This window comes from Citromicrobium bathyomarinum (assembly GCF_038594605.1).
Lineage (GTDB): Bacteria > Pseudomonadota > Alphaproteobacteria > Sphingomonadales > Sphingomonadaceae > Alteriqipengyuania > Alteriqipengyuania bathyomarina_B.
On sequence record NZ_JBCFZM010000004.1, the window covers coordinates 24,841 to 50,458 of the forward strand.

General features: G+C 65.0%; 18 protein-coding genes. 8 read left to right on the forward strand and 10 right to left on the reverse strand.

Going from position 1 to position 25,618, the window contains the following annotated elements; translation table 11 throughout:
• Positions 1–19: 19 nt before the first annotated feature.
• The 4 genes from AAG612_RS14325 to AAG612_RS14340 form a co-directional block, all read right to left on the reverse strand.
• Entirely contained in the window at positions 20–730 is a 711-nt protein-coding gene (locus AAG612_RS14325) for a Crp/Fnr family transcriptional regulator (protein ID WP_342511276.1), read from the reverse strand.
• Between the two features lie 138 nt (positions 731–868).
• On the reverse strand, positions 869–1,978 hold the full coding sequence (locus AAG612_RS14330; RefSeq protein WP_342511278.1) for a CaiB/BaiF CoA transferase family protein: 1,110 nt from the start codon (positions 1,976–1,978) through the stop codon (positions 869–871).
• Between the two features lie 24 nt (positions 1,979–2,002).
• Complete coding sequence (locus tag AAG612_RS14335) at positions 2,003–2,512, reverse strand: MaoC family dehydratase (protein ID WP_342511280.1); 510 nt, start codon at positions 2,510–2,512, stop codon at positions 2,003–2,005.
• On the reverse strand, positions 2,505–3,326 hold the full coding sequence (locus tag AAG612_RS14340) for an HpcH/HpaI aldolase/citrate lyase family protein (protein WP_342511282.1): 822 nt from the start codon (positions 3,324–3,326) through the stop codon (positions 2,505–2,507). The genes AAG612_RS14335 and AAG612_RS14340 overlap by 8 nt, the downstream gene beginning before the upstream one ends.
• Positions 3,327–3,606: 280 nt before the next feature.
• Here AAG612_RS14340 and AAG612_RS14345 point away from each other — a divergent pair, with 280 nt between their 5' ends.
• From AAG612_RS14345 to AAG612_RS14370, 6 genes are read left to right on the forward strand one after another with little or no spacing between them, the layout of a single operon-like run.
• Positions 3,607–4,914 carry an acyl-CoA dehydrogenase family protein gene (locus tag AAG612_RS14345; protein ID WP_342511284.1) on the forward strand — a complete coding sequence of 436 codons (1,308 nt, stop codon included), beginning with the start codon at positions 3,607–3,609 and terminating at the stop codon, positions 4,912–4,914.
• Between the two features lie 4 nt (positions 4,915–4,918).
• Positions 4,919–6,442: an MFS transporter gene (locus AAG612_RS14350; protein ID WP_342511287.1), complete on the forward strand. Its 1,524-nt coding sequence runs from the start codon at positions 4,919–4,921 to the stop codon at positions 6,440–6,442.
• 9 nt (positions 6,443–6,451) lie between these two features.
• On the forward strand, positions 6,452–7,927 hold the full coding sequence (locus AAG612_RS14355) for an MFS transporter (protein WP_342511290.1): 1,476 nt from the start codon (positions 6,452–6,454) through the stop codon (positions 7,925–7,927).
• 48 nt (positions 7,928–7,975) lie between these two features.
• Entirely contained in the window at positions 7,976–9,184 is a 1,209-nt protein-coding gene (locus AAG612_RS14360) for an acyl-CoA dehydrogenase family protein (RefSeq protein ID WP_342511292.1), read from the forward strand.
• Positions 9,185–9,203: 19 nt separating this feature from the next.
• Positions 9,204–10,274, forward strand: coding sequence for an acyl-CoA dehydrogenase family protein (locus tag AAG612_RS14365; RefSeq protein WP_342511294.1), 1,071 nt, complete (start codon positions 9,204–9,206; stop codon positions 10,272–10,274).
• A gap of 4 nt (positions 10,275–10,278) precedes the next feature.
• Positions 10,279–11,592, forward strand: coding sequence for an MFS transporter (locus AAG612_RS14370; protein ID WP_342511296.1), 1,314 nt, complete (start codon positions 10,279–10,281; stop codon positions 11,590–11,592).
• Here the strand turns inward: AAG612_RS14370 and AAG612_RS14375 are convergent.
• The 3 genes from AAG612_RS14375 to AAG612_RS14385 form a co-directional block, all read right to left on the reverse strand.
• Complete coding sequence (locus tag AAG612_RS14375; protein ID WP_342511298.1) at positions 11,589–12,818, reverse strand: TetR/AcrR family transcriptional regulator; 1,230 nt, start codon at positions 12,816–12,818, stop codon at positions 11,589–11,591. The genes AAG612_RS14370 and AAG612_RS14375 overlap by 4 nt on opposite strands.
• A gap of 64 nt (positions 12,819–12,882) precedes the next feature.
• Positions 12,883–14,634 carry a class I adenylate-forming enzyme family protein gene (locus AAG612_RS14380; protein WP_342511300.1) on the reverse strand — a complete coding sequence of 584 codons (1,752 nt, stop codon included), beginning with the start codon at positions 14,632–14,634 and terminating at the stop codon, positions 12,883–12,885.
• Positions 14,634–15,812 (reverse strand): acetyl-CoA C-acyltransferase, encoded by a 1,179-nt coding sequence (locus tag AAG612_RS14385; RefSeq protein ID WP_342511301.1) that lies wholly within the window; start codon positions 15,810–15,812, stop codon positions 14,634–14,636. Before AAG612_RS14385 ends, AAG612_RS14380 begins: the two co-directional genes overlap by 1 nt.
• A gap of 202 nt (positions 15,813–16,014) precedes the next feature.
• Between AAG612_RS14385 and AAG612_RS14390 the strand changes: the two genes are divergently transcribed.
• Together AAG612_RS14390 and AAG612_RS14395 are read left to right on the forward strand one after the other, a co-directional pair.
• Entirely contained in the window at positions 16,015–17,247 is a 1,233-nt protein-coding gene (locus tag AAG612_RS14390) for a serine hydrolase domain-containing protein (protein ID WP_342511303.1), read from the forward strand.
• Positions 17,248–17,262: 15 nt separating this feature from the next.
• On the forward strand, positions 17,263–19,299 hold the full coding sequence (locus AAG612_RS14395) for a 3-hydroxyacyl-CoA dehydrogenase NAD-binding domain-containing protein (RefSeq protein WP_342511305.1): 2,037 nt from the start codon (positions 17,263–17,265) through the stop codon (positions 19,297–19,299).
• A gap of 70 nt (positions 19,300–19,369) precedes the next feature.
• On the opposite strand, the gene AAG612_RS14400 is transcribed toward AAG612_RS14395, so the two are convergent.
• From AAG612_RS14400 to AAG612_RS14410, 3 genes are all read right to left on the reverse strand, one after another.
• Complete coding sequence (locus tag AAG612_RS14400) at positions 19,370–20,989, reverse strand: carboxylesterase/lipase family protein (RefSeq protein ID WP_342511307.1); 1,620 nt, start codon at positions 20,987–20,989, stop codon at positions 19,370–19,372.
• A 94-nt stretch (positions 20,990–21,083) separates the two neighbouring features.
• Positions 21,084–24,023 (reverse strand): TonB-dependent receptor domain-containing protein, encoded by a 2,940-nt coding sequence (locus tag AAG612_RS14405; RefSeq protein ID WP_342511308.1) that lies wholly within the window; start codon positions 24,021–24,023, stop codon positions 21,084–21,086.
• A gap of 111 nt (positions 24,024–24,134) precedes the next feature.
• Positions 24,135–25,553, reverse strand: coding sequence for a carboxylesterase/lipase family protein (locus AAG612_RS14410; protein WP_342511311.1), 1,419 nt, complete (start codon positions 25,551–25,553; stop codon positions 24,135–24,137).
• Positions 25,554–25,618 lie beyond the last annotated feature (65 nt).

Here is a 25,618-nt window from a genome sequence, read left to right on the forward strand (position 1 = left end):
CTTCGCGTAGGGAGGTGCGCTATCCGGCGAGGTCTTCCAGAACCTCGCGTTTCTCGATGGCCACCTCCCTGCGATTGGGCAGCGAAATGACCCCGGCTTTCTTGAGCTTGGTGAACTCGCGGCTGACGGTTTCGATCGTCAGCCCGAGCACGTCTGCAATCTGGCCACGGCTGAGCTGCAGACCGAAGGGCACTGTCGGCCCGGCGTCGGCGGTTGCAAACCGCGACGAGAGATCGAGCAGGAAGGTCGCCACGCGCTGCTCGGCAGTCATGCGGCCGAGGATCAGCATCCACTTGCGGGTCCGGTCAAGCTCCGAGAGCGTGCGTTCGAGCAGCTTGTGCTCGAGACGCGGATGTTCCCGCGCAAAGCGATCGAAATCGACCCGCCTGAACACGCACACCAGAACGTCGGTCATTGCCTCGACCGTATAAGGCGTCGACTGACCGAAGGGCCGCCCGATGAAATCGGACGGGAAGGCAAGCCCCAGAATCTGCTCCTTACCGTCGATCGTGCTGGTCGACAGCTTCATCATCCCTTCCACGACATTTGCGACCACGACCGCTTCGTCGCCCTCCCACAGCAATTGCTCCCCTGCAGACAGATGCTTGCGCTGGCCAATCGCGTTGAGCGCAACAATCTCTTCATTGTCGAGCTCGCTACATATCGCGCGATTGCGCACCGCGCAGGTGTCGCAGAAATTCTTGGCGGGGTTGGGGAAAGCTTCGTTCATCGTCCAATTCTAGCATTAGCTGAGTGACCCGATCGGGGGAAGACGCGGGATTATGTGCAACCGTATTCCTATCACTTAGCACCGGCTTAAAGGCAGGTCACACCGGGAGGGAGAAATCGTTGCCCGGTGAAAGCCCGGTTACGGCTCAAGGCCCGGAGCCGGCGCCGGCGTCCAGTCCTCGCCAGCGAAGCGGATCGGCGGCGCTATGTGATGCGCGCCCTGTGCGCTCTCCATCAGCAGGCCCCGCTCGGCGACATGCGGTTGTTCCAGCGCTTCCCGAAAATCGAGTACCGGGGCGAAGGCCACGTCCTTGTCGGCGAACCACGCCACCCATTCGTCGCGGGTCTTGGTGGCGAAAGTCTCGCGCAGGAAGGCGATCAGTTCGCCCTGCTCGCCCGCTTCGCGCTCGGCATGGGCGACCAGGTCTTCACGCCCCAGCGCGCTCAGCAGGTTGCGCGCAAACTTGATCTCGCGCCCGCCCAGCGCGACGTGCCTGCCGTCCTTCGTGCGATAGACCTGGTAGAACCCCGCCCCGCCGAGCGAGCGCTGGTTGGCGGACCTGGGGCTTTCGCCGCCCGCGATCGCCGTACCTGCGGTATGGACGCACCATGGCAGCAGGCTGTCGAACATCGCGGTGTCGATATAGGCACCCCCGCCCATCCGGTCGCGGCCGATCAGCGCCATCAGCACGGCGGCGAGCGCGGTCAGCCCGGCCGCCATGTCCGCGCTCGCCGTGCCGGGCACCACCGGCATACCATCGGCACCGTCATTGACGCTCAGGAACCCGGCGAGCGCCTGCACCGCCATATCATGTGCAGGATGATGGGCGAGCGCACCCTCCTGTCCGAACGCGGAAATCGAGCAATAGACGATATCGGGCTTGAGCGCCTTCACCGTCTCGTAGTCGAATCCCAGCCGCCGCATCACTCCAGGGCGGAAACCTTCGACGAAGACATCGGCCTGGCGGCACAGATCGGCGAGTTGCGCCTTGCCGCCTTCGCTCTTGAGATCGAGGACGACGCTGTGCTTGCCCCGGTTGAGATTGGCGAACCAGACAGAATGGCCCGCCTCGCTCGGTTCCATCGCGCGCGCCGGATCGCCGCCCTTTGGCTCGACCTTGATCACCCGCGCGCCCTGGTCGGCCATCATCACGGTCATCATCGGACCGGGCAGGAACTGCGTCAGATCGACGACGGTAATGCCGGAAAGCTTGCCCATTGCGGTCAGACGGGCCGGTCTTGAAGACACTGCGCGCCTGCGACGCGCCCGGCGCTAGTCATCAGCATGGCCATGCCCGCGCTTCCATACCAGAATGGTTCGCTTGAAGTGGCTGACCACTTCACCGTGCTGGTTCATGGCAGTGGTCTTGAAGGTCACGATCCCTTGCCCCTCGCGGCTTTCGCTCTCGCGCTTTTCGAGCACCTCGCTCTCGCAATAGAGCGTGTCGCCCACGAATAGCGGCTTCGTCATCCGCACCTCGTCCCAGCCGAGGTTGGCAATCGCCTTCGCGCTCATGTCGGACACGCTCATGCCCGTCATCAATGCGATCGTGAACGGGCTTACCACCAGCGGCTTCCCGAACTCGGTTTTCTTGGACTGCTCGTAATCGAAATGCAGCGGATGGGTGTTCATCGTCAGCAGCGTGAACCACACATTGTCCGCATCGGTGATCGTGCGACCGGGCCGATGCTCGTAGATATGGCCGACCTCGAAATCCTCGAAATAGCGGCCCTGCACTTCCCGGAAGCGACCGGGTGCGATTTCGATGCTGGCATCACGCATGCGCCGTGTCCCCCTTGCGCGCAACGATCGCGCGATAATTCTTGACCAGCGGAGCCTCGAGCATCCGCCCCTTGTACCGGATCGCCTTCTCGCCCGCCTCTTCGTAAGCCGCAAGAGCCGCCACCGCTTCGGCGTAGAGTTCGTCCGAAGGTTCGAAAATACCGGAGATGATCGGCACCTGGCGCGGGTGGATAGCCGACTTGGCGGCAAAGCCGACGGCCTGGGCGCGGCGGCAATCCTCGGCGAAGCCATCATCGTCGTCGAGTGCGGCGAAAGGCGCGTCGATCGCGGGCGTGCGCGCCTCGGCGCAGGCGAGGATGAGTTGCTGGCGCGCGGCGAGCAGCGGCTCCCACGCAAGTTCCACGCCCAGTTCGCCCGAGAAGTCCGCCCCGCCCAGCATGACCGCGGTGACCTTCGGATGGCTCGCGATGGCAAGCGCATGGCGCAGTCCGCGCGGTGTCTCGACCAGCGGCATCAGATCCGGGCAGCGGTCCCCCAATGCGCCCGCCACCACATCCAGCTGTGCCGCATCCTCCACCATCGGGACCATCATCGCGTCGGGCAGGCGGTCTGCATCGGCGAGATGGTGCAGATCGGCGATTCCCGCCCGCGTGGCGACGCCATTGATGCGAATTCCGTAGGCCGGATCCGCCCCTGCCGCCTCCAGCGCCGCTGCGCGAGCATCGTCCTTGTCCGCCGGGCCGACCGCATCTTCGAGGTCGATCACGACGAGCCCTGCCCCGCTGGCACGCGCCTTCGCGAACCGGTCGGGTCGCGATCCAGGCACGAAAAGCAGGCTGGTGGCTGTAAACACGTGCTTAGGCTCCATTTCGCTTCAAAAGGCCCGAGGTCGGGGCCTCGTATCTGGCCGGACAGATCGACTGCGCGAGGGGGCAGAGTCAATGTTCTGCGACCGCCGGCGGCGCGAGAGGCGCTCCGCGGGATTTCGCGACGTGTGCGCACCCGTGCGCGACGTAAGCGGTCAAAGCGCGGATCCGATAGTCGCGCAAAGCGATCACTTGTTCCTTTTTGAAAACTAGGTATGCTCGTTTCCCGAGAACGCACCAAAGTGCGTCACACGGGAGAGACAAGAGATGGCTTGGGATTTCGAAACCGAGCCCGGCTTTCACGAGAAGCTGGACTGGATGGAAAGCTTCGTGCGCGAGCGGGTCGAGCCGCTCGGCCTGCTTGGCATTCATCCATACGATGTCAAAAATCCGCGCAGAAACGAGATTGTTCGTCCGCTGCAGGACGAGGTGAAGCGCCAGGGCCTGTGGGCCTGCCACCTCGGCCCGGAGCTTGGTGGACAGGGCTATGGCCAGGTCAAGCTGGGCCTCATGAACGAGATCCTGGGCGGCGCCAGCTTCGCCCCGATCGTGTTCGGCTGTCAGGCACCCGACACCGGCAATGCAGAGATCATCGCACACTACGGCACACCCGAACAGAAAACGCGGTATCTGGAGCCGCTGTTGCAGAACGAGATCGTTTCGGCCTTCTCGATGACCGAACCGCAAGGCGGATCCGACCCGACCAATTTCGTCACCACCGCCGAACCGGATGGCGACGGCGAGAATGGGGGCTGGGTAATCAACGGCGAAAAATGGTTCTCCACCAATGGCAAGTGGGCTGACTTCCTGATCGTAATGGCCGTCACCGATCCCGATGCCCCGCGTCACCAGCGGATGAGCATGTTCATCGTGCCGGTCGACACGCCCGGCGTCGAAATCGTGCGCAATGTCGGCGTCTACGGGCAGGAAAGCGGCTCGGAGAGCTACATCCGCTACACCGACGTTCACGTTCCCGCGGACCACCTGCTGGGCGAACGCGGCGGGGCCTTTGCGATTTCTCAAACAAGGCTCGGCGGCGGGCGCGTCCACCACGCGATGCGCACCGTGGGCAGCTGCAAGCGGCTGCTCGACGCGATGAGCCGCCGCGCGGTCAGCCGCAAGACGCGCACCGGCACGATCGCCGACTACCAGAGCGTGCAGATGCAGATCGCGGACAGCTATATCGAGCTGGAGCAGTTCAAGCTGTTCGTGCTGAAGACCGCGTGGATGATCGACAAGCACCAGGATTACCGCAAGGTGCGCAAGGACATCGCGGCGATCAAGGCGCTGATGCCCAAGGTCTATCACGACATCGCCCAGCGCTGCATCCACATCCACGGATCGCTCGGCGTCTCGAACGAAATGCCTTTCGTCGGCAACCTGATCGGGTCGATTGTGATGGGAATCGCCGACGGGCCGACCGAAGTTCACAAGGTGACGGTCGCGAAGCAGCACCTGCGCGCCTACCGCGATGTGGAAGACCCGATCTTCCCCGACTATTCGCTGATCGAACGGCGCGCCTGCGCGCACGAGATGTACGATCCGGTCGAGGAAATCGTCGAGGCGGCGGAGTAGCGCGATGGCCACCACCGCAGCCGCCCCCGCGCCCTCGCCCTCTTCCGCGCTAGCTCCCACCCCGCCGATGACGCGGCTCAATCGGCTCGCCTACGGCTCCGGCGCGATCGCCAACGGCATCAAGAATGCCGCGTTTTCGACCTATCTGCTTCTGTTCTACAACCAGGTCCTCGGCGTCCCCGCGGCAATCGTCTCGGGGGCCATCGCGCTGACCCTGCTGGTCGACGCCTTTGCCGATCCCTTCATCGGGCGCTGGTCCGACATGACCCGGTCGCGCATCGGCCGACGCCATCCCTTCATCTTCGGCTCCGCGCTGCCGACCGCGGCCTTCTTCGTCCTCTCGTGGTTCCCGCCCGCGGGCCTGAGCGACATGCAGATGGGCTTCTGGATTTTCGCGCTCGCCTCGCTCACCCGCATGTCGATCAGCGCCTTCGAGATCACCACCAGCGCGATGAACCCGGAAATGACCGACGATTACGCGGAGCGGACCAAGCTGTTCGGCCTGCGCTATTTCTTCGGCTATCTCGGGACCTTCGGCTTTACCGCCTTCTCGCTCACGGTGTTCTTCGTCGCGACTCCCGAGTTCGAGCGCGGCCAGCTCAACCCTGAAGGCTACGTCAAGTTCGCGTGGCTGGGCGGCGCGCTGATCCTCGCGGCGATCCTCGTCTGCGGCTTCGGGACGCTCAACCGCGTGCCCTACCTGCGCCAGCGCGACGAACCCGGTGAAGGCGCGACCCCCGGATCGCATTTGAAGGAGATGTGGCAGGCGTTCCGCAATCGCGGATTTCTGGCGATCTTCGGCTTCGGCGTGTTCAAATATACCGCCATCGGGCTGTACGCGGCGACCACGGTCTATTTCAGCACCTATGTCTTCAAGCTGAGCGCGAACGAGTTGGCGCTGCTGACCTTCGACAGCCTCATTGCCGCCACTCTCGCCGCCCCGCTCGCGCCGCGCTTTTCGCGCTGGCTGGGCAAGCGCAACACCTCGATGTTCATGGCGATCGTGGGCATCACGCTGGGCATTTCGCCGCTGTTCCTCACGCTGATCGACGCCTTCTTCAAACCCGGCGATCCGATGCTGCTGCCGACCCTGTTCGTCATCGGCGCGGTCTACGGCGCGATGATCGCGATCTCGCTGATCAACACCTCCTCCATGCTGGCGGACGTGGTGGAAGACCACGCGGTGCGTACCGGCCAGCACACGGCGGGCGTCTTCTTCGCGGCATCCAGCTTCATGCAGCAATGTTCCGCAGGGCTCGGGATCATGATGGCGGGCATCGTGCTCGAGCTGTCGAATTTTCCGACCAAAGCGGAGGTTTCGCAGATCACCCCAGCAATGGAGGACAGCCTGATCATCCACTACATTCCGTTCTCGCTCGGCCTGTGGATCATCGGCGCGCTGTTCCTCCTTTTCTATCCCATCACCGAAGAATCGCACCGTGAGAACGTGGAGCGGCTGAAGGCGCGCGAGGCCCAGGCGCGCGAACAGACGATCCGCGACGGCGCTTTCGGCTCCCCGGCAAGATAGGTTCTCCCCATGGTCACCGACCCAGACGCACCCAAACTCGGCTTCGTCACCAAGCTGCTCTATGGCACCGGCTCGATCGGCTACGGCATCAAGGACGTCGCCTTCCGATCCTTCCTGCTGCTCTATTACAATCAGGTCGTAGGCGTTCGTGCGGAGCTCGTGTCCTTCGCGATCCTCGTGGCGCTGGTGGTGGACGCGATCTCCGATCCCGTAGTCGGCCAGTGGTCGGATTCTATCCGCACCCGGCTGGGTCGGCGCCATCCGCTGATGTTCGCATCCGCCCTGCCCGCGTCTGCCAGCCTGCTGCTGCTGTTCTTCCCGCCTTCGGGCATGAGCGACGGCCAAATCTTCTGGTACATTCTGGTGGTCGGGTGCTGCGTGCGTACCTTCATCACCTTCTATGAAATCCCCAGCTCCGCCCTCGCGCCGGAGCTGACGAGCGATTACGACGAGCGGACCTCGATCGCCAGCTACCGCTATTTCTTCGCCTATCTGGGCGGCGTCGGCATGGCCTTCCTGACGCTGCTGGTGTTCCTTGCGCCAACGGAGGAATACCCGGTCGGCCAGCTGAACCCCGCCGGGTACGAAACCTTTGCCATCGTCGGGGCCGCGCTGATGCTGGGCGCGATCCTGCTGTCGAGCTTCGGCACGCTGCACCGGGTCAAATATTTCAAGATGCCGCCCGCGCGAGAGAAGATCGGACCGGTCAAGACGCTGGGCCAGATGGGCAAGACTTTCTCCAACAAGGGCTTCCTCGCGATTCTCGCCTTCGGCGTGCTCAAATATACCTCGGTCGGGATGACCTCGGCGCTGAACATCTATTTCGGCACCTATTTCTGGGGCTTCAATTCGGCCCAGCTGGCGATCCTGACGGTGGATTCGCTCGCGGGCGCGTTCCTTGCGCTGTTCCTTGCGCCGATCGTTTCGAAGCGGCTGGGTAAGCGCAACGCCGCCTTCTACCTCGCGATCTTCGCGGTGATCTTCGCAAGCGCGCCCTACCTGCTGCGCTTCGCCGGACTCATGCCCGAGAACGGCGATCCGGGCCTTGTCGCCGCCGTCTTCGCATTCTCGATGCTGTTCCAGCTGTGCGGCGTCTCCTCGGCGGTGCTGACTCACGCGATGATCGGCGATATCGTGGAAGAAAGCCAGCTGCGCACCGGCCGCCGGTCCGAAGGGCTGTTCTACGCGGCCAACACGCTGATGCAGAAGTCGACCTCGGGCCTCGGCGTGTTCGCCGCCGGGCTGCTGGTTGCCTTCGTCGGGATCGTTCCGGGTTCGGACCCGCGCACGATCGACCCGGATATCCCGCGGATGCTTGCGCTGGTCTATGTGCCGACGCTGATCGTGCTCTATATCGGCGGGGCGGGCTTCCTGTTCGCCTACCGGATCGACCGCGCGAGCCACGAGGCGAACGTGGACGAGCTCGCCCGGCGCGACCGCGCGAGCGCCGTCAACGCCGACGAGGTGCCCGAACCGGCGCCCTAGCGCGCCCTCCACACCTTTTCAGAAAACAGACCGACCAAGGAGCAGATCATGGCCACCCAGCTTGAACCCGAGGCGCGCGACAGCGCCGACGTCTTCCGCGAGGAAGTGCGACAATTCATCGCCGAGAAGTTTCCCGAAGAGCTCAAGGGCAAGAGCATTTCGCTCAGCGCGACCGAAGGACCGACCAAGGAAACCCCGGCACAAAAGGCCTGGCGCGAAGCGATGGGCGAGCGCGGCTGGGGCACGCCCACCTGGCCCCAGGAATACGGCGGCGGCGGGCTTTCCCGCAAGCAGGCGGCGATCCTCAACGAGGAACTGGCGCGCGCGGGCGCCTACAACCCGATCGGCGGGATGGGCGTGATGATGTTCGGCCCCACCCTGCTCGAATATGGCAGCGAGGCGCAGAAGCACGAGCATATCCCGCCGATCTGCCGCGGCGAGATCCGCTGGTGCCAGGGCTATTCTGAACCCAACGCCGGGTCCGACCTCGCCAATCTGCAGACCATGGCGGAAGACAAGGGCGACCATTACCTCGTCAACGGGCAGAAGACCTGGACCAGCGGCGGCCAGTGGGCGGACAAGTGCTTCGCCATCGTGCGCACCGATCGCAGCGACAAGCACAAGGGCATTTCCTTCCTGCTGATCGACATGGATTCGCCCGGCGTCGAGGTCCGCCCGATCACCATGATCAGCGGCACCAGCCCGTTCTGCGAAACCTTTTTCACCGATGTGAAGGTGCCCAAGGAAAACCTCGTCGGCAAGGAAGGCCAGGGCTGGACCATCGGCAAGCGGCTGTTGCAGCACGAGCGGACCAACCTGTCGGGCGCGGCGCCGGGCGGACGCTCCGGCCCCAGCCTTGCGGACATCGCGAAGAAGTACGGCCGGACCAATGCCGACGGCACTCTGGCCGACCCTGTACTGCGCGACCGGATCGCCGATTTCGAAATCCGCTGGACCAGCTTCCTCCACACCGCGCGCCGTGCGGTCGAGGAAAGCAAGGCAGCCGGCGGCGTCTCCGAAATCAGCTCCGCGCTCAAGAAGCTCGGCACCAAGCTGGGCCAGGAACGCGCCGAGCTGACGATCGAGATCATGGGGCTGCAGGGTCTGGGCTGGGAAGGCGACAACTTCAGCCCGGTCGAACTGCAGGGCGTGCGCGCCTGGCTCTACGGCAAGGCCACGACGATCTACGGCGGCTCGACCGAAATCCAGAACAACGTCATCGCCAAGCGCGTGCTCGGCATGCTCGACCACCAATAGAATACGGGATCACATCGACATGGCAGTTCTCAACGAAGAGCAGGAAATGCTGCGCGACATGGCGCGCGAATGGGCGACCAACGAAAGCCCAGTGACCGAGTTTCGCAAGGTGCGTGCGAGCGGAGAGCCCGCGGCGTTCGACCGCGCCGCTTACGCCACGATGGCCGAAATGGGCTGGGCCGGGATCATCATTCCCGAAGAGCACGGCGGTTCGGATTTCGGCTTCATGTCGGTCGGCCTCGTGGTCGAGGAATTGGGCAAGACGCTGACCGCCAGCCCGCTGATCGCCACCACCCTCGCCGCGAGTGCGATCATCCTTGGCGGGAGCGAAGAGCAGAAGGCCAAGTGGCTGCCCAAACTCGCCAGCGGCGAAGCCATCGCCACGCTCGCCATCGACGAAGGACCGCACCACGATCCGCAGGCCATCGAGGCGAGCGTTTCGGGCGGCAAGCTGACCGGCACCAAGGCCTTCGTCGCCGAAGCGCACGGGGCGGACCTGTTCGTGGTCGCCGCGACCGACGGGCTCTACCTCGTCGAGAAAGGCGACGGCGTGACGCTGACCACCCGCCGCCTGACCGACCAGCGCAGCCATGCCGACATCGCCTTCGATGGCGCTGCGGCAGAAAAGCTTGCCAATGGCGGCGACGACCTGCTCGACAAGGTGCTGGACCGGGCGCGGGTGCTGACCGCTGCCGAAATGCTCGGCATGGCGCAGACCGTGTTCGACACCACGCTCGCCTATCTGAAGCAGCGCGTGCAGTTCAATCAGGTGCTCAGTTCCTTCCAGGCATTGCAGCACCGTATGGCGGACCTTTTCGCGGACCTGGCGCAGATGCGCTCTGCGGTCGAGGCAGGCCTACAGGCGATCGACAGCGGCGCAGGCGTGTCGCGCGCGGCCATCGTCGCCAAGGCGGAGGCCAACCGCGTGCTCCATACGATGAGCAACGAGGGCATCCAGCTTCACGGCGGGATCGGGATGACCGACGAATACGATATCGGCCTCTACCTGAAGCGCGCGCGGGTGCTCGAGGCTGCGTGGGGCACACGCAGCACCCTCAAGAACCGCTTCGCGACTTTGGGCGGCTATTGAGGCCTTGGATCCGCTGGAGGATCCCGAAGGACTGGACGACAAGGCCGGCGCGCAGCGACGCGCGCTGGCCGAACATGCGCGCTTCGTCGATGCAAACCTGAAGCGCAACTACACCGCCAACTTCATCCATGGCGTGCTGGGGATGACCGGCTTCCGGCTGATCTACGCGCCCACCATCATCCCCGCCTACCTGCTGCTGCTGACCGGCAGCACCGCCGCCGTGGGACTGGGCGCAGCGCTGCTCCAACTGGGCGCGACGATCAGCCCCATCGCCAGCGGATCGCGGATCGAGCACCGCAGCCACATCCTGCCCTACGCGATCCGCGTCGGTTCGATGATGCGGCTGATGATCCTCGGCCTTTCGCTGACGGGTTATTTCCTTACCGGCAACGTGCTGATGATCGCGACCTTCGCCTGCTTCCTGCTGCTCGGCTTCTTCACCGGCGCGCAGCGGGTCGCGTTCCAGATGCTGATGAGCAAGCTTATTCCGATCCGAAAGCGCGGGCGCCTGCAGGGCTACCGGAATTTCGCGGGCGGACTGATCGCCGCGCTGCTCGCCTGGGCAGCCGGCAACTACCTGATCGCGGACGAGTGGCTGGGCAATGGCTATGCCACCACCTTCCTGTTCGCGTTCCTGCTGACCAGTGCCGGGCTCGTCGTGCTCAAGACGATGATCCGCGAGCCCGCCGCGCCGGTCAGCCGCCCGCAAATGCCGATGATGCAGCGCATCCGCCAGTTTCCCGAGCTGTTGCAGGATCGCGACTTCGCGTGGTTTCTGGCGGTGCAGTGCTTCTCCACGATGGCCCGCGTCGGCGCGCCGTTCTGGACCATCTATGCGGGCACGCAGCTGGGCCTCGACGGTGCGCTCATCGGGGGCTTGAGCTTCGTGTTCCTCGGGTCGGACACGCTCTCCAACGTGCTGTGGGGCCCGCTGGGCGACCGCTTCGGCTTCAAGATCATCTACGTGCTGGCGCTGTGCAGCTCGGTCGCCGGCGTGACGCTGCTGATCCTCGGCAGCAGCGCCGTGCCGATCTACGCCGCCTTCGTGCTGCTGGGCGTCGGCGGATCGGGCTGGATGCTCGCCTCGACCACGATGGTTCTCGAATTCGGCGAAACGCAGGACACGCCGATGCGGCTCGCCTTCGTGACCACGCTGGAGGGAGCGATCGCGGCGAGCGGCCCGGTGCTCGCCGGGATATTGGTCGCGGTGAGCGGGTTCCAGCCGCTGTTCTTTATCGTGCTTGCCGCACAAATCGCGGCGCTGGCGCTGCTGATCGTAAAGGTCCGCGAGCCGCGTCACCGCGCGCCGCTATTCTAGCGCTCGGCGAGCATGCCTTCGCTCAGCACCGAGAGATAGGTTTCGACCGCGTCTTCCGGCGCGTCGAACCGCGCCGCCCAGCGCCGCGCTTCATAGGCCCCGTTGAGCGTCGACATGATGATCTGGCTGGCGACCAACGGGTCAATCGCACGCACCGATCCATCGCCGAACCCGTCGATCAGGAACCCGGCAAAGCGCCGCGCGAGGCGGTTGGAGCGCATCACGACATCGACCTTGGTTTCGCTGTCGAGCGCCTGCAACGCGGTGGTGCGCAGCAGCGGCATCGAATCGAAGAACTGCAGTTCCAGCAGCTCGTTGAGGATGCTCGCCAGGCGGGTCCAGTACGTGCCCTCGATATCGTGGGCCGCCATCTGCACCTTGGAAAGGCGATCATAGCTGCGCTGGAAGCACTCGAGCACCAGGTCGTCCTTGGCGTCGTGGTGGTGATAGAAGCTGCCCTTGGTGACATTCAGCGCCTCGGCAATGCGGTTGACCGACGCCCCGCGATAGCCGCGCTCGTTGATCATCACCGTCGCCGCTCGCAGGAATTCGTCGTTCTGCTGCGGCTGGAGATCCTCGTGCGTGCGCCAGCCGCCGTCTTCGAGCGGCAATGGGCTCCATTCGCCGCGCTCTGCGGGGATGCCGAAGCACAGGATATCGACGATCTTCGTCTCGGCCCGCGGGAAGTCGAGCACCGAATAGCGGCGCGACCACACCGGCCACCACAGCATCGCCTCGATCAGGATATGTGCGCGCGCCGAATAAAGCGCGCGCTGCAAGTCATCCGCCGGATCGCCGAAGAAGGCGCGCACGTCGTTGACCATCTCGCGATAGGCGAACAGCAACTCGTCCTGCTGCTCCTGATCGAGCGAGCGGATTTCGGACAAGGCGGTCATCAGGCCCGGCTCGCCCCGCCGGATACGGTCGCGCAACTCCACGTGCAGATGCACGAAGCGGGCGATCCGTTTTTCGAGCGTATCCTCGGCCAGCGCTTGCTGCGCCATTTCCTTCATCAGCGCGATCGTTTCCGCGTAGACGGTGACGATCAGCTGGTCCTTGCGGGGGAAATAGTAGGTGACGCTGGTCGCGTTCAGCCCGATCGCGCGCGCCACCTTGGTAAGCGTGGTCGCCTGAACGCCGGTTTCGTTGATCAGCACCGATGCGGCGCGCACGATGGCGCTGCGCTTTTCGCCGAACTTCTTCGTGACGTCAGGCTTCTTCGCCATCCGCTCCCCCAAGCATCAATACGCGCCCCATGCGCGCCCGCGTTCCTGCATGCGGTAGCAGGCTTCAGAAGAAGCTCGAAAGCTCCTTTTTCAGGATCTTGCCATTGGCATTGCGCGGCAGGGTCTCGCTTGAAAAGGCAATCTTCACCGGCACCTTGAACTTGGCCAGCCTGCCCGCAACCCATTCCTGCAGTTCGGCCTCGCTCGCGGCCATGCCCGGCGCGAGGTGGACCACGGCGGCGGGTTCCTCGCCCAGCTGCTGGTGCGGGATGCCGATCAGCGCCGCATCGGTCACCGCCGGGTGATCGTAAAGCACGTTCTCGACTTCGGACGAATAGATGTTCTCGCCCCCGCGGATGATCATGTCCTTCGCGCGGTCGGCGATGTAGCACCAGCCTTCCTGGTCCAGCCGGGCGAGGTCGCCGGTGCGCACCCAGCCGTCGATGAAGGTTTCGGCGGTGGCCTCGGGATTGTCCCAGTAGCCTTTCACCACCATCGGCCCGCGCGCCCACAGCTCGCCGATCTCGCCGGTGGGGAGTTCGCGCGTGCCGTCCTCGCTCATGATCTTGAGGTCGGCGACCGCCACGGGAGGCCCACAGCTGTCGGGCCGGTTGAGGTAATCCTCGCTCGAATGGCCGGTGACGGTCGCCATCGTCTCGGTCATGCCCCAGCCATTGCCGGGCAGCGCGCCGAATTCCTCGCGGATCCGGCGGACCAGTTCGGGCGCGGCGGGCGCGCCGCCATAGGCAATCGCTTCGATGCTGGAGAGATCGTAATTCTTGCGCTCGGGATGTTCGAGCAATTGCCAGGCGATGGTCGGCACGCCGCCGGTGGAGTTCACCTTCTCGCGCTCGATGATCTGGAAGGCTTCGACCGGGTCCCATCGGTACATGAAGACCAGCGTATTTCCCGCCGCGATGGCGCCCATCAGCCCGGCGGAACACGCGGTGACGTGGAACAGCGGAATGACGGTGAGCGTCGTCTTGGGCTGCGGTGCGGGGATTTCCTCGCCCCGGCGCAGCACCGCGCAGGCGGCGCCGAAGCCGCTCGACATGATGTTGGTGCACAGGTTGCGATGCGTGCCGAGCGCGCCCTTGGGCTTTCCGGTCGTGCCGCTGGTGTAGAAGATCGTCGCGTCGTCTTCGGGCAGGATTTCGACCTCGGGGAGCGCGCGGGCTTTGAGATCCTCGTACGTGTTCGGCGTACCGATGACGTCCTCGAGCCGCGAGGCGCCATCCAGCTCGCCCTCTTGGCGGGTGACGAGCACGTTTTCGAGTTGCGGGCACTGATCGCGCAGGTCAGCAATCCGCTCCCACCGCTCCTCGTCGCACACGAGCAGCTTCGTGCCCGAATTGGCGAGGCCATAGGCCAGCTCTCCGCCGGTCCACCACGCGTTGAGCGGGACGCAGATCGCGCCGATGGTGACTGCGGCGAAGAAGACGACGGGCCATTCGGGCAGGTTGCGCATGGCGAGTGCGACCCTGTCGCCCTTCTCGATGCCCATCGCCTGAAACTCGTGCGCTAGCGTGGCAACCGCGCGGAACCACGCATCATAGGTGACGCGCTCGTCCTGGTAGATCGTGAACTCGCGGTCCCCGTGCGACGCGCCCAGCATGGCGATTGCGCGCAGGTTCGGCGGAGCGTTCTTCCACACGCGGGTTTTGACGCCGCGGATGTCCACCTCCTCCATCTCGAACCGCATGCCCGGCGCGGTCAGGATCGCGCTGCATTCGGCGCGGCTGCGCGCGGGCCAGTTTTCGGGCGGGGTCCAGCCGATCGCGGAGGCGAGATCTTTGGCTTGTGCGGAGCTTGCCATCACAGCACCTCGAACAGACCGGCAGCACCCATGCCGCCGCCGACGCACATCGTGACGACGACATATTTGACCCCGCGCCGCTTGCCCTCGATCAGCGCATGCCCGACGCAGCGCGCGCCGGTCATCCCGAAGGGGTGGCCGATCGAGATCGACCCGCCGTTGACGTTGAGCCGGTCATCGGGAATGCCCAGCTTGTCGCGGCAGTAGAGCACCTGCACCGCAAACGCCTCGTTCAGCTCCCACAGCCCGACATCGTCGATCTTGAGGTCGAACCGTTCGAGCAGCTTGGGGATCGCGAAGACCGGCCCGATGCCCATCTCGTCCGGCTTGGTGCCCGCGACTGCCATGCCGACATAGCGGCCCATCGGGGTCAGCCCGCGCGCCTTGGCGACCTCGGCTTCCATCAGCACGCTCGCCGCCGAGCCATCGGCCAACTGGCTGGCATTGCCTGCGGTGATCGCGTGCCCTTCGCCCATGACGGGATCGAGCTTCGCCAGCCCTTCGAGCGTGGTGTTCGGCCGGTTGCAGTCATCCATCGCGATGGTGACGTCTTCCTGCGAGACCTCTCCGCTCTCGCGGTCCTTCACGTCCATCACGGTGGTGACTTCGATGATCTCGTCCGCCAGCTTGCCGCTCTCCTGCGCGGCGGCGGTGCGCTGCTGCGACTGGAGCGAGTAGGCGTCCTGATCCTCGCGGCTGATGCCGTAGCGTTTGGCCACGACTTCCGCCGTGCCGATCATCGGCATGAAGATATCGGGATGCATCTTGAGCAGCTCTTCGTCGCGCTGCGGCTTGCCCGCATTGTTGCGGATCGCGGTGATCGATTCCACGCCGCCCGCCACGCAGATATCCATCCGGTCGACGATGATCTGCTTGGCGGCGGTGGCGATCGCCATCAGCCCGCTGGAGCACTGGCGGTCGATCGTCATCCCTGCGACATCGACGGGGAGCCCCGCACGCAAGGCGATCTGGCGCCCGATGTTGAACCCTTGCGCCCCGCCCTGGCTGGCGGCACCGAAGACAACATCCTCGATCTCCGCGCCGTCGATCCCGGCGCGCTCGACCGCGACCTCTACCGACCATGCGCCAAGCTGCACCGGATGGGTTGCGTTGAACGCCCCGCGAATCGATTTCGCAAGCGGGGTACGGGCGGTGGACACGATGACTGCGTCGCGCATTTTTCCAGACATTCCTTTTCCCTCGTGCCGATTCGCGTCGGCTTGCCCGCGATCTTGCCCCCTCGCGCAGCGGCAGGCAAGGGCTGCGGGATTTTTTCTGAAAGAGGGGTATGAGCCTTCACATCGCCGTAAAATCCGTTACCCACGCACGGATAAAGATAAGGTACGCCACGAGAGAGCCGAGAGAGCGATGGACGCAGGAATGGAACTGACCACCCCGGAGGACCTCGGGTTCGACGGCGAACGCCTCAGGCGGATCGACCGTTTCCTCGAAGACACCTACCTCGACACCGGGCGCCTCAAGACCATGCAGTTGCTGGTCTCGCGCGACGGGCAGCCGGTGCACTATTACCAGGGCGGGACGCTGCGCGACGACGGCACGCCGATGCGCGAGGATGCGCTGTTCCGCATTGCCAGCATGACCAAGCCGGTCACCTCGATCGCATTCATGCAGCTGGTCGAGCAGTGCAAGGTGGCGCTGGAAGACCCGGTCGCGCGCGTGCTGCCCGAATTCGAAGGGCTGGGTGCCTATGCGGGCGGCGGCGGCGACCTGCCCTTCGCGCCGACCAGGGCGGGCCAACCGATGCGCTTCGTCGATCTGATGACCCATATGTCCGGCCTCACCTACGGCTTCCAGAACCGCACCAGTGTGGATGCCGCCTATCGCGCCGCCAAGCTCGATCTCTCGCGCGGAGCAACCACTTCCGACGAATATATCGCGACGCTTGCGCGCATCCCGCTCGAATTCGAGCCGGGCACGCAGTGGAACTATTCGGTCTCGACCGACGTGCTGGGTGTGTGCGTCGAACGCATTTCCGGCATGAGGCTGGGCGATTACTTCCGCGAACACATCTTCGCCCCGCTGGAAATGGACGATACCGGGTTCGATATCGACCCGGCCAAGCAGGATCGCCTTGCCGATGCCTACGCCTACCGTCCCGGCAAGCCCGCGCGGCTGATCGACAAGGGTGCGGAATCGCGTCTGATGGAGACGGCAAAATTCCATTCGGGCGGCGGCGGGCTGATCTCCACCCTCGCGGATTACGACCGCTTCTGCACCATGCTGGTCAATCGCGGGGCATTCAACGGCGCGCAGATCGTCTCGCCCAAGACGCTCGACCTGATGACCGCGAACCACCTGCCGGGCGGGGTCGACCTGACGCAGATGAGCCAGAGCCTGTTCAGCGAGGCGAACAATGCGGGCACCGGCTTCGGCCTCGGCTTCGCGGTCGTCACCGACCCGGCGCGCACGCTCATCCCGGCAAGCGAGGGCGAATTCTACTGGGGCGGCGCCTATTCGACCGCCTTCTTCGTCGATCCGGTGGAAAGGATCACATGCGTCTTTATGACCCAGCTCTACCCCTCTTCCACCTACCCGATTCGCCGACAGCTCAAGACGCTGATCTATTCGGCCCTCACCCACTCGAACGCCTGAAGGAGTTTCGACCCGATGACCTCACCCATTCGAACCGAACGCCACGACAATGTGCTGGTGATCATTTCCGACAATCCGCCCGTCAACGCGCTGGGCCAGGCGGTCCGCGCCGGGCTGACCGAGGGGATTGCGGAGGCGCTGTCCGACGATAGCGTCGAGGCGGTCGTCATCCGCTGCGACGGGCGCACCTTCTTTGCCGGCGCCGACATCACCGAGTTCGGCAAGCCCCCGCAGGGGCCGAGCCTGCCCGACGCGCTCGACAAGCTGGAGGCGAGCGACAAGCCGGTCGTCGCCGCGATCCACGGCACCGCGCTGGGCGGCGGCTGTGAAGTCGCGCTCGCTTGCCACTACCGCGTCGCCGTGCCGAGCGCGAAGATGGGCCTGCCCGAAGTGAAGCTGGGCCTGATCCCCGGTGCCGCGGGCACGCAGCGCCTGCCGCGTCTGGTCGGCGCCGAAGCCGCCCTCCCCCTCGTCGCGATCGGCAATCCGATTTCGGCCAAGAAGGCGAAAGAGATCGGCCTGCTGGATGAGCTGGTGGGCGAGGACAGCCTTGCCGCCGATGCCATCGCCTTCGCCAAGTCGAAGATCGGCCAGCCCGCCCCCCGCTCGAGCGAGGGCGACGCCAACCAGGACGGGATCAAGAACCCCGACATCTTCGACGAATTCCGCGCCAAGAACGGCCGCAAGATGCGCGGCTTCGACGCGCCCAATGCGGCGATCGAGGCAGTGAAGGCGGCGGGCGAGCTGTCCTATGCCGAAGGCGTGAAGAAGGAACGCGAGCTGTTCGGCAAGCTCATGACCGGCACGCAGTCCAAGGCGATGCGGCACTATTTCTTTGCCGAGCGTGCGGCGAACAAGATCGACGATATTCCCGCCGATACCCCGCTGATCGACATCAAGAAAGTCGGCATCATCGGCGCGGGCACGATGGGCGGCGGGATCGCGATGAACTTCCTCTCCGCAGGCATCCCGGTCACCATCCTCGAGATGAAGCAGGAAGCGCTCGACCGGGGCACCGCTACGATGCGCAAGAACTACGAAGCCACGGCCAAGAAAGGCCGCATGACCGCCGAGCAGGTCGAGCAGGCGATGGGCCTCCTCACCCCCACGCTCGAATATAGCGACCTCGCCGATTGCGACTTGGTGATCGAGGCGGTGTACGAGAGCATGGACGTGAAGAAGGACGTGTTCGGCAAGCTCGACGAGGTGGTGAAGGAGGGCGCGATCCTTGCGTCCAACACCAGCTACCTCAATATCGACGAGATCGCGACCGCGACAAAGCGCCCCGGCTATGTCCTCGGCCTCCACTTCTTCAGCCCCGCCAACGTGATGAAGCTGCTCGAAGTGGTGCGCGGCGAAAAGACGCGCGACGATGTGCTGGCGACCGCGATGAAGCTGTCCAAGAAGATCGGCAAGGTCGCGGCGGTTTCGGGCGTGTGCCCGGGTTTCATCGGCAACCGCATGCTCTCGAAGCGGCAGGAACAGGCGAACCAGCTGATCCTCGAAGGCGCGAACTACTGGGAGGTCGACGACGTGCTGCTCGAATTCGGCTTCCCCATGGGGCCGTTCCAGATGGGCGACCTCGCCGGGATCGACATCGGCTGGCACCGCGACCCGAGCAAGGTGACGACCATCCGCGAGGCGCTGTGCGCGGTGGGCCGCTTCGGCCAGAAGGCGGGCAAGGGCTTCTACGACTACGACGAAGCGCGCCAGCGCACCCCGTCCGACGAAGTGAAGCAGATCATCGCCGACTTTGCGGCCAAGGAAGGCAACGAACAGCGCGACATCTCGAAGGACGAGATCCGCGAGCGCCTGCTCTACCCAATGGTCAACGAGGGCGCGAAGATCCTCGATGAAGGCATGGCGCAGCGCGCCAGCGACATCGATGTGGTGTGGATCAACGGCTATGGCTGGCCGCTCTACACCGGCGGCCCGATGTTCTGGGCCGATACGATCGGTCTGGATACGGTGGTCGCGGGCCTCGAAAAGCACGGCCTGCCGGTGAGCGATTACCTGCGCAAGAAGGCGCAAGGGGGCGAGAGGTTCAACTAGGCTCGCCCTCACCCGGACATGAAAGGGCCGGCGCCCCACGCGGGACGCCGGCCTTTTTCCTGTCTGCGCCTCAAAGTTCGCTGGGCAGTTCGCGAATGTCCTTTTCGGGGTCGTCGACCAGCTGCGGCTCGACGTTCAGTTCCATCACGTTGCGGTTGACGGGCGTGTAGGCTTTCCACTCGGGCAGGAGTTCGCTGGACGGAGTGCCCGTCTTGGCGAAGGCGATCCACGCATCGCTCATCATGTCGGCCATTGTCTGCGCGTCCTCGCCCGTGCCGAGCAGCGCCGCGCTTTCCTTCGCGTTGTCGAACATCAGCGGGATGTCGAGCGTGTGCGGGCTGCGCAGCATGCCGCCGCCGATCGGCGTCTCCCATGTCAGGCGATAGACATAGACCGGCGCGCTCGCGGTCTTCGCCTGCTGGTCCGCCAGCAGGTAGGTGCCGCGCACGAAGCGGGTGCCCATCGCGATGGCCGCGAGGTGGGTGTGCGAATAGTCGGGATAGCGCTTGCGATAGGCGGCGACCGCCGCCACCGCCTGCTCGCCCATCGCCCCGGTCATCGCATTGAGCGTGCCCTCGGTCAGCCGACCGAACCACGGTTGCGCGGCGAGGAAGAGCGTCATCTCGTCCTTGTTGTAGCCGATCAGCACCGGGATATCGCGCGACTGCTCTGGCGCGGCGGGCAGGAAGGGATCGCGCGGGATGATCGTGCCGTCCGCGATCGGCCCGAATTGCGGCCCGCGTCCCATTGTGCTGCCTGCCGGAGTAGCCCTGCGCACCGCCTCCACGATCTCGTCGCTGCGGACATTGCGCAGGTCATCGAGCGTTTCGACGCCCGCTGCCTCCAGGATCTTGGCGGCATAATCCGCCGCCTCGGCAGGCTTGCCGCTGAACACGCCGGGGCCCGACTGGATCACCGCCTTGTCGAACAACCCGTCCGCCGCAGGCATCGCCATCAAATGGCTGACCTTCGATCCGCCGCCGGATTCGCCCATGATCGTGACATTGGCCGGATCGCCGCCGAAGCCCGCAATATTGTCACGCACCCATTCGAGCGAGCGGACCAGGTCGAGGTTGCCGACATTGCCAGAGGCGGCGAAATCGTCGCCGAACTTCTCCGCCAGGTTGAGATAGCCGAAGGCGTTGAGGCGGTGGTTGACCGTGACGACGACGACGTCGCCTTTCTCCGCCAGGTTGCGCCCGTTATAGGCAGGCCAGTTGCCCGACCCGTAGGCGTAGCCGCCGCCGTGGCACCAGACCATGACGGGGCGCTTGCCGCCATCGTCCGCAGCCGGGGTCCATACGTTGAGGAACAGGCAATCCTCGTTGTCCATCTTCGCCTCGGTCGAAGTCGGGAAGATCGCCTGGATGCGGCGGGTCATCTCGGACTCGTTAGGCCCGCTCGCCGAATAGAGCTGCATGCACGGCGCGCCGTAGCCGGTGGCATCGGCAATGCCTTCCCATGCCTCGGGCTTCGCAGGCGGCTGGAAACGCAGCTCGCCCAGCGGCGGGGCGGCGTAGCGTACGCCGAGAAAGGCATCGATCCCGCCCTGTTCGAGGCCCTGGACCGAACCTCCCTCGGTCTCGACCACAGGCGTCGCATTGGCGAGGGTCGGCTGCTGCGCCGCCGCAGCGCTGCCGATGGTCAGCGCGGCTAGCGAAGCGAGGGTCGCGGCAAGGTGGCGTTTCATCAATACCTCTCCGTTCGAAGTGCTCTCGGACACGAAGGGGCGGAAGCCTGCGATAGACCTCCACCCCTTGCTTGGTCGGTTCAGTAGGCGGCGCTCAGAAGCGCACCTTGGTGCCGATCTTGAAGGTGCGACCCTTCGCGGTGCCGATGAAGGGATCGTAGCTGTATTCGAGCCGCGCCGCGGGGGGATCGGTATCGAACACGTTCTCGACCCCCGCCTGCAGCTCCGCCTCGACGCCGGCGAAGTTCAGGTCGATCGTCGCGAAGAGGTCGTGGACGAAGAAGCTGTCCACCTCGCGGCCGAAATTGGTGCCGCCGAATTCGGGCGTTTGCGCGCAGAATTCCAGCCCTTCGCAGCGATTGTCGTCGACGCCGCCGATATAGTTGCTTGACCAGGTGACGCTCACCGGATCGACCTGGAAGTTGACGTATCCGCTCGCCCGCCATTGCGAGACCGTGCCCGGCTCGCGGTCGTAGTTGGAGAAGCCTGCCGCGTCGTAGCCCTGGCTGAATTGCAGGCCGTTGAACTCGAAGTCGCTGAATTTGTATTCCAGCGTATAGGTCGCGTTCGCGCCTGCATTCACCCTCACAGGGCCCAGATCGGTGCGATAGTTGAGGCTGAAGTCCAGCCCGCTGGTGGTGACGTCGGGGCCGTTGACGGTCTGCGTCTGGATGCGGCTGATGTCGTTGCCGATCGTCGTGCCCTGCGTACAGGTGCCCCCGGCGAAGACCACGTAGTCCACGAAAGGACTGGAACAGTCCGCCAGCTGCGTGCCGTCGAGCCCGCCGGGCGCAACGTTCGCGGCGATCGCCTGCACCGGAAGCGTCGTGAAACGCCCTTCGAACTCGTAGGTCCAGTAGTCGACGCTGAAGTTGAAGCCGCCCGCCTCGACGATCGCACCGATATTGTAGGTGAAGGCGGTCTCGGGGCTCAGCGCAGGGTTGCCCACGGTGTCGGTCGCCTTGTAGGCGCCGCCCAGCACGTCGATCCCGGCGACCGCGCTGACTCCCGCGGTGCCGAGATCCGCTGGCAGAGGCCCGCGGAACGTGTCGCCGACCGAGCCGCGCAGGGCAAGGAAATCGGTGACCTGCCAGCGTGCCGACAGCTTGGGATTGACGGTCGAACCGACGAGGCCGCCATAATCCTCGTATCGGATCGCGCCGGTCAGTTCGAAGCCGTCGAACAGCTCCATCTGCGCCTCGCCGAAGAGGGCGTAGACGTCCTGCGACAGGCGCGCGCGCGGATACTGGCCGAGGAAGGTGAAGGCGCCCACCGGGAAGTTCGTGTCGTTGGGATCGTCGAGGCACGAACGGTCGCCGTCGATCGCACACGGATAGGCCTGCGGATCGCTGAACCGGTTGAGCGGGTCGGTCGCGAAGTCGGTCTTGCGGTACTGCCCGCCGAATGCGTAGCCCAGCGTCCGGCCGAACAGGCTTGCCTCGCCGCTGAAGACCGCATCGGCGATATATTGCTCTTCAGTGGCCTCGGTCCCGCTGGGCCGCGTGAAGTAGTCGATTACTTCCAGGGAGTTCTCGTTCCCCGGCACGTAGGCCGGGTTGGTCAGGCCCAGCGCCGGATTGCCGGGTGCGGAGTTGATGAACGGGTTGAAGTACAGGCACCCGTTCGCGCCCGCCGTGCTGCCCGTGCAGTTATCTCCTCCGAAGCCGTTGAGCGCGCGCTGGAGCCGGTCGCTGACGACATCGTTGGAGAAGGCGGTGCGCGAACTGTTGATGTATGTCCCCGATGTTTGCAATGAGAGGGCGTCCGACAATTCGATGTCGAAGCTGGCCGACACGCGCCACGCATCGTTGATCGCCTGGCCCTGCCCGGCACCGCGCGGGTCGAGCGGATTGCCGCCCAGCGCGAAGGGCCGGAACAGCACGATCGAGGAGAGGACCGGGGTGAACAGGCGCGGCGGTGTGCCCGGCGCGAAGGTCTGTTCGAGGTACGCCGCGTAGCCGGGATTGCTGGCGGGCACGGTGAAGGCGCTTGCGCTGCCCGGCCCGTTGGGGCCCTGGGTGATCGGATAGCTGGGCGAATAACCGAGCTCTTTCAGCTCGGTATGCGAATAGAGCGCCTCGGCGGTGAAGGCGACCTTCTCGGAAAGATCGGCGGTGAACTGGCCGTAGACCTGATAGCGGTCTTCTTCCTCGATCAGGTTCACGAAGGGAATGTAGCTGTACCGGCAGACGGGCAAGGGCGTGGCGCCGGGGCGCGGGAAGGCTCCCTCGATGCCGCCCAGCGATTCACACGCGTCGACCTGATTGCCGTCCACCCCGAGGCCTACAGTGGTAACGCCGACCCCCGGGATCACGGCGAGCGGAGCGTAGAGGCCGGGGTTCGACAGAAACGACCATCCGGTCGGGTTGTCGGCATAGGGCACTTGCGTGAAATCGCGCGCGGTTGTCGGCAATTCGGACCGGTGCTGCCACCCCGCGCCGATCATGAGGTTGGCGGTGCCGATATCGAACCCGGCGAGCGCGCTCACGCGGTAATTGTCGTCCGACCCGTCGACGAATTCCCAGTCGCCCGCGACTTCGAGTCCCGTGAAATCGCGCCGGGTCACAAAGTTGGCGACCCCGGCAATCGCGTCGGAACCATAGGTCGAGGCCGCCCCGTCCTTGAGCACTTCGATCCGGTCGAGCGCGAAGAGCGGGATCAGGTTGGTATCCGCCGCGCCATCACCCGGCTCGGTCGCGAACCGGCGGCCATTGAACAGCACCAGCGTGCGCTCGCGCCCGAGGCTGCGCAGGTTGATCGACCCCACGCCCTGGCTCTGGCCGGCACCGTACTGGTTCGAATCTCCAAGGACCGGGCCGACCGAGGGCAAGCTCTTGATGAACTCGAGCGGACTGTCGATGCCCCGTGCTTCCAGCTCTTCCTGGCCGAACACATCGACCGGCTGCGCGCCGTCTTCGCGCTGGCCACGGATATAGGATCCGGTGACGACGATAGTCGTGTCCGGCTGCGATTCGACCTGCTCGGCAAGTTCGGGCTGGTTCTGCTCATCGCTATCGGGGGCCGTCTGCGCCATTACCGCAGGCGCGCACGCGAAAGCGAACGCCGTCCCCACCATGAAGTGCGATTTACCAATCATTTTTCTCTCCCCAACATGACCGTTTTCCGGCCTTTGTATTTGGTCAGTCTAATCGTCTTGCGTGACGGCATCCTCCTCGGGGCCATCCGGCAATGCATCTGCCGGGGCCATCGTCGGGCCTGTCGTTTCAATCAGCGCAGCCTCGCCTCCGGGCCGGTAGGCCTGCCATGCGAAGCCATCGCCGCATTCGAAGGAGCGCGCATCGGATGCCATCTTCACGAAGGCGACCCAGCATCCGTTGACCGTATCGGCGAGCGCGCGGTCGGTCGCGTCGGCGTTGTCGCCGCCCCAGCTCGACCGGTCGATCGAATCGAAGGTGAACATCAGTTCCGCCGAGTGGATCGGCCCCGCCTTCCACTCCCCGGCCCGGAAGGCGGGGGTGTGATCGAAGCGGTACAGGAAAGCCGGTGCGCCGGTGTCGCCCGCCAGCGCAGCAAGCGTGCGGGCAGCGGCGAAGCCTTTCTCGCCCGCGTTCGAACCGACCAGCACGGGCACGTCCATCTCCGTCCCTGCCCGCAGTGCGGCAATCGTCGATGTCGGCTTGAAGGCAGCATCGGGCGTGAAGAAGAAGCCCGCCCGCAGTGGCTCGGAAGCGGCGAAGGTCTGCGCGGAAATGCCGCGTAGCTCGTCCGCCGTGGCGTCAGGTCCGATCCCGATGGTATCGAGCGCCTTGATCGCCATGCTTTGCGCATCTGCATTGGGCCGGTCGGGCAGCAGCAGGCTGCCCGATTGCACGATGGCCTTGTCGAACAGGCCCTTCGCCGATGGCAGCGAGAGCAGGTTGACGACGATGCCGCCCCCTGCCGACTGGCCCGCGACGGTGACCTGTTCGGAATCGCCACCGAAAGCGGCGATATTGGCCTTCACCCATTCGAGCACGGCCACGGCATCCTGCAGCGCATAATTGCCCTGCGGCTCCCCAGAATTCTCGGCATCGAGCGCGGGATGGACGAAGTTCGCGAGCGCCCCCAGCCGGTAATTGACGCTGACCGTGATGACGCCCTGCCGGGCATTGGCGGTTCCGTCATAGGAACCAAGGCTCCCCGCACCGAGGAAGAACGCGCCCCCGTGGAACCACACCAGCACCGGCGCACCTTGCGCATTCTCGGGTGCGGTAATCGTGAGGTAGAGGCAGTCTTCGGACTGTGCGCCGTTCACGCCACCATAATTCGCAACCATCGTGTCGATATCGACCGGCTGCGCGCAAGGCGGCTCGTGCGCGGTCGCCGCGCGAACGCCCTGCCACGGTTCGACCGGCTGCGGAGGCCGCCAGCGGTTCTCTCCCGTAGGGGGAGCGGCATAGGGCACGCCTCGAAAAACCAGTACGCCGTTCTCGCGCGATCCCATGAGGGTGCCTGCATCGACGTCGACGGTAACTCCATCGATCGGGTCCGGCATCTGGGCGTTGGCCGCCAGCGGCGCGAGGCCAGCAGTCAGGACAGCCAGAGCCGCCAAAAACCGCGCCATTCTCCCCTCTCCTCTCTTATTACCGACCGTCATAGCGCACCATTTACGATCTAACAACAAGCATA

Excerpts from the sequence above, each read along its gene's own strand:
- AAG612_RS14335 (WP_342511280.1), bottom strand. The coding sequence starts at position 2,512 with ATGCGTGATGCCAGCATCGAAATCGCACCCGGTCGCTTCCGGGAAGTG.
- AAG612_RS14405 (WP_342511308.1), bottom strand. The coding sequence starts at position 24,023 with ATGGCGCAGACGGCCCCCGATAGCGATGAGCAGAACCAGCCCGAACTT.
- AAG612_RS14390 (WP_342511303.1), top strand. The coding sequence starts at position 16,015 with ATGGAACTGACCACCCCGGAGGACCTCGGGTTCGACGGCGAACGCCTC.
- AAG612_RS14355 (WP_342511290.1), top strand. The coding sequence starts at position 6,452 with ATGGTCACCGACCCAGACGCACCCAAACTCGGCTTCGTCACCAAGCTG.
- AAG612_RS14395 (WP_342511305.1), top strand. The coding sequence starts at position 17,263 with ATGACCTCACCCATTCGAACCGAACGCCACGACAATGTGCTGGTGATC.
- AAG612_RS14345 (WP_342511284.1), top strand. The coding sequence starts at position 3,607 with ATGGCTTGGGATTTCGAAACCGAGCCCGGCTTTCACGAGAAGCTGGAC.
- AAG612_RS14365 (WP_342511294.1), top strand. The coding sequence starts at position 9,204 with ATGGCAGTTCTCAACGAAGAGCAGGAAATGCTGCGCGACATGGCGCGC.
- AAG612_RS14360 (WP_342511292.1), top strand. The coding sequence starts at position 7,976 with ATGGCCACCCAGCTTGAACCCGAGGCGCGCGACAGCGCCGACGTCTTC.
- AAG612_RS14375 (WP_342511298.1), bottom strand. The coding sequence starts at position 12,818 with ATGGCGAAGAAGCCTGACGTCACGAAGAAGTTCGGCGAAAAGCGCAGC.
- AAG612_RS14380 (WP_342511300.1), bottom strand. The coding sequence starts at position 14,634 with ATGGCAAGCTCCGCACAAGCCAAAGATCTCGCCTCCGCGATCGGCTGG.
- AAG612_RS14350 (WP_342511287.1), top strand. The coding sequence starts at position 4,919 with ATGGCCACCACCGCAGCCGCCCCCGCGCCCTCGCCCTCTTCCGCGCTA.
- AAG612_RS14400 (WP_342511307.1), bottom strand. The coding sequence starts at position 20,989 with ATGAAACGCCACCTTGCCGCGACCCTCGCTTCGCTAGCCGCGCTGACC.
- AAG612_RS14385 (WP_342511301.1), bottom strand. The coding sequence starts at position 15,812 with ATGCGCGACGCAGTCATCGTGTCCACCGCCCGTACCCCGCTTGCGAAA.
- AAG612_RS14410 (WP_342511311.1), bottom strand. The coding sequence starts at position 25,553 with ATGGCGCGGTTTTTGGCGGCTCTGGCTGTCCTGACTGCTGGCCTCGCG.
- AAG612_RS14325 (WP_342511276.1), bottom strand. The coding sequence starts at position 730 with ATGAACGAAGCTTTCCCCAACCCCGCCAAGAATTTCTGCGACACCTGC.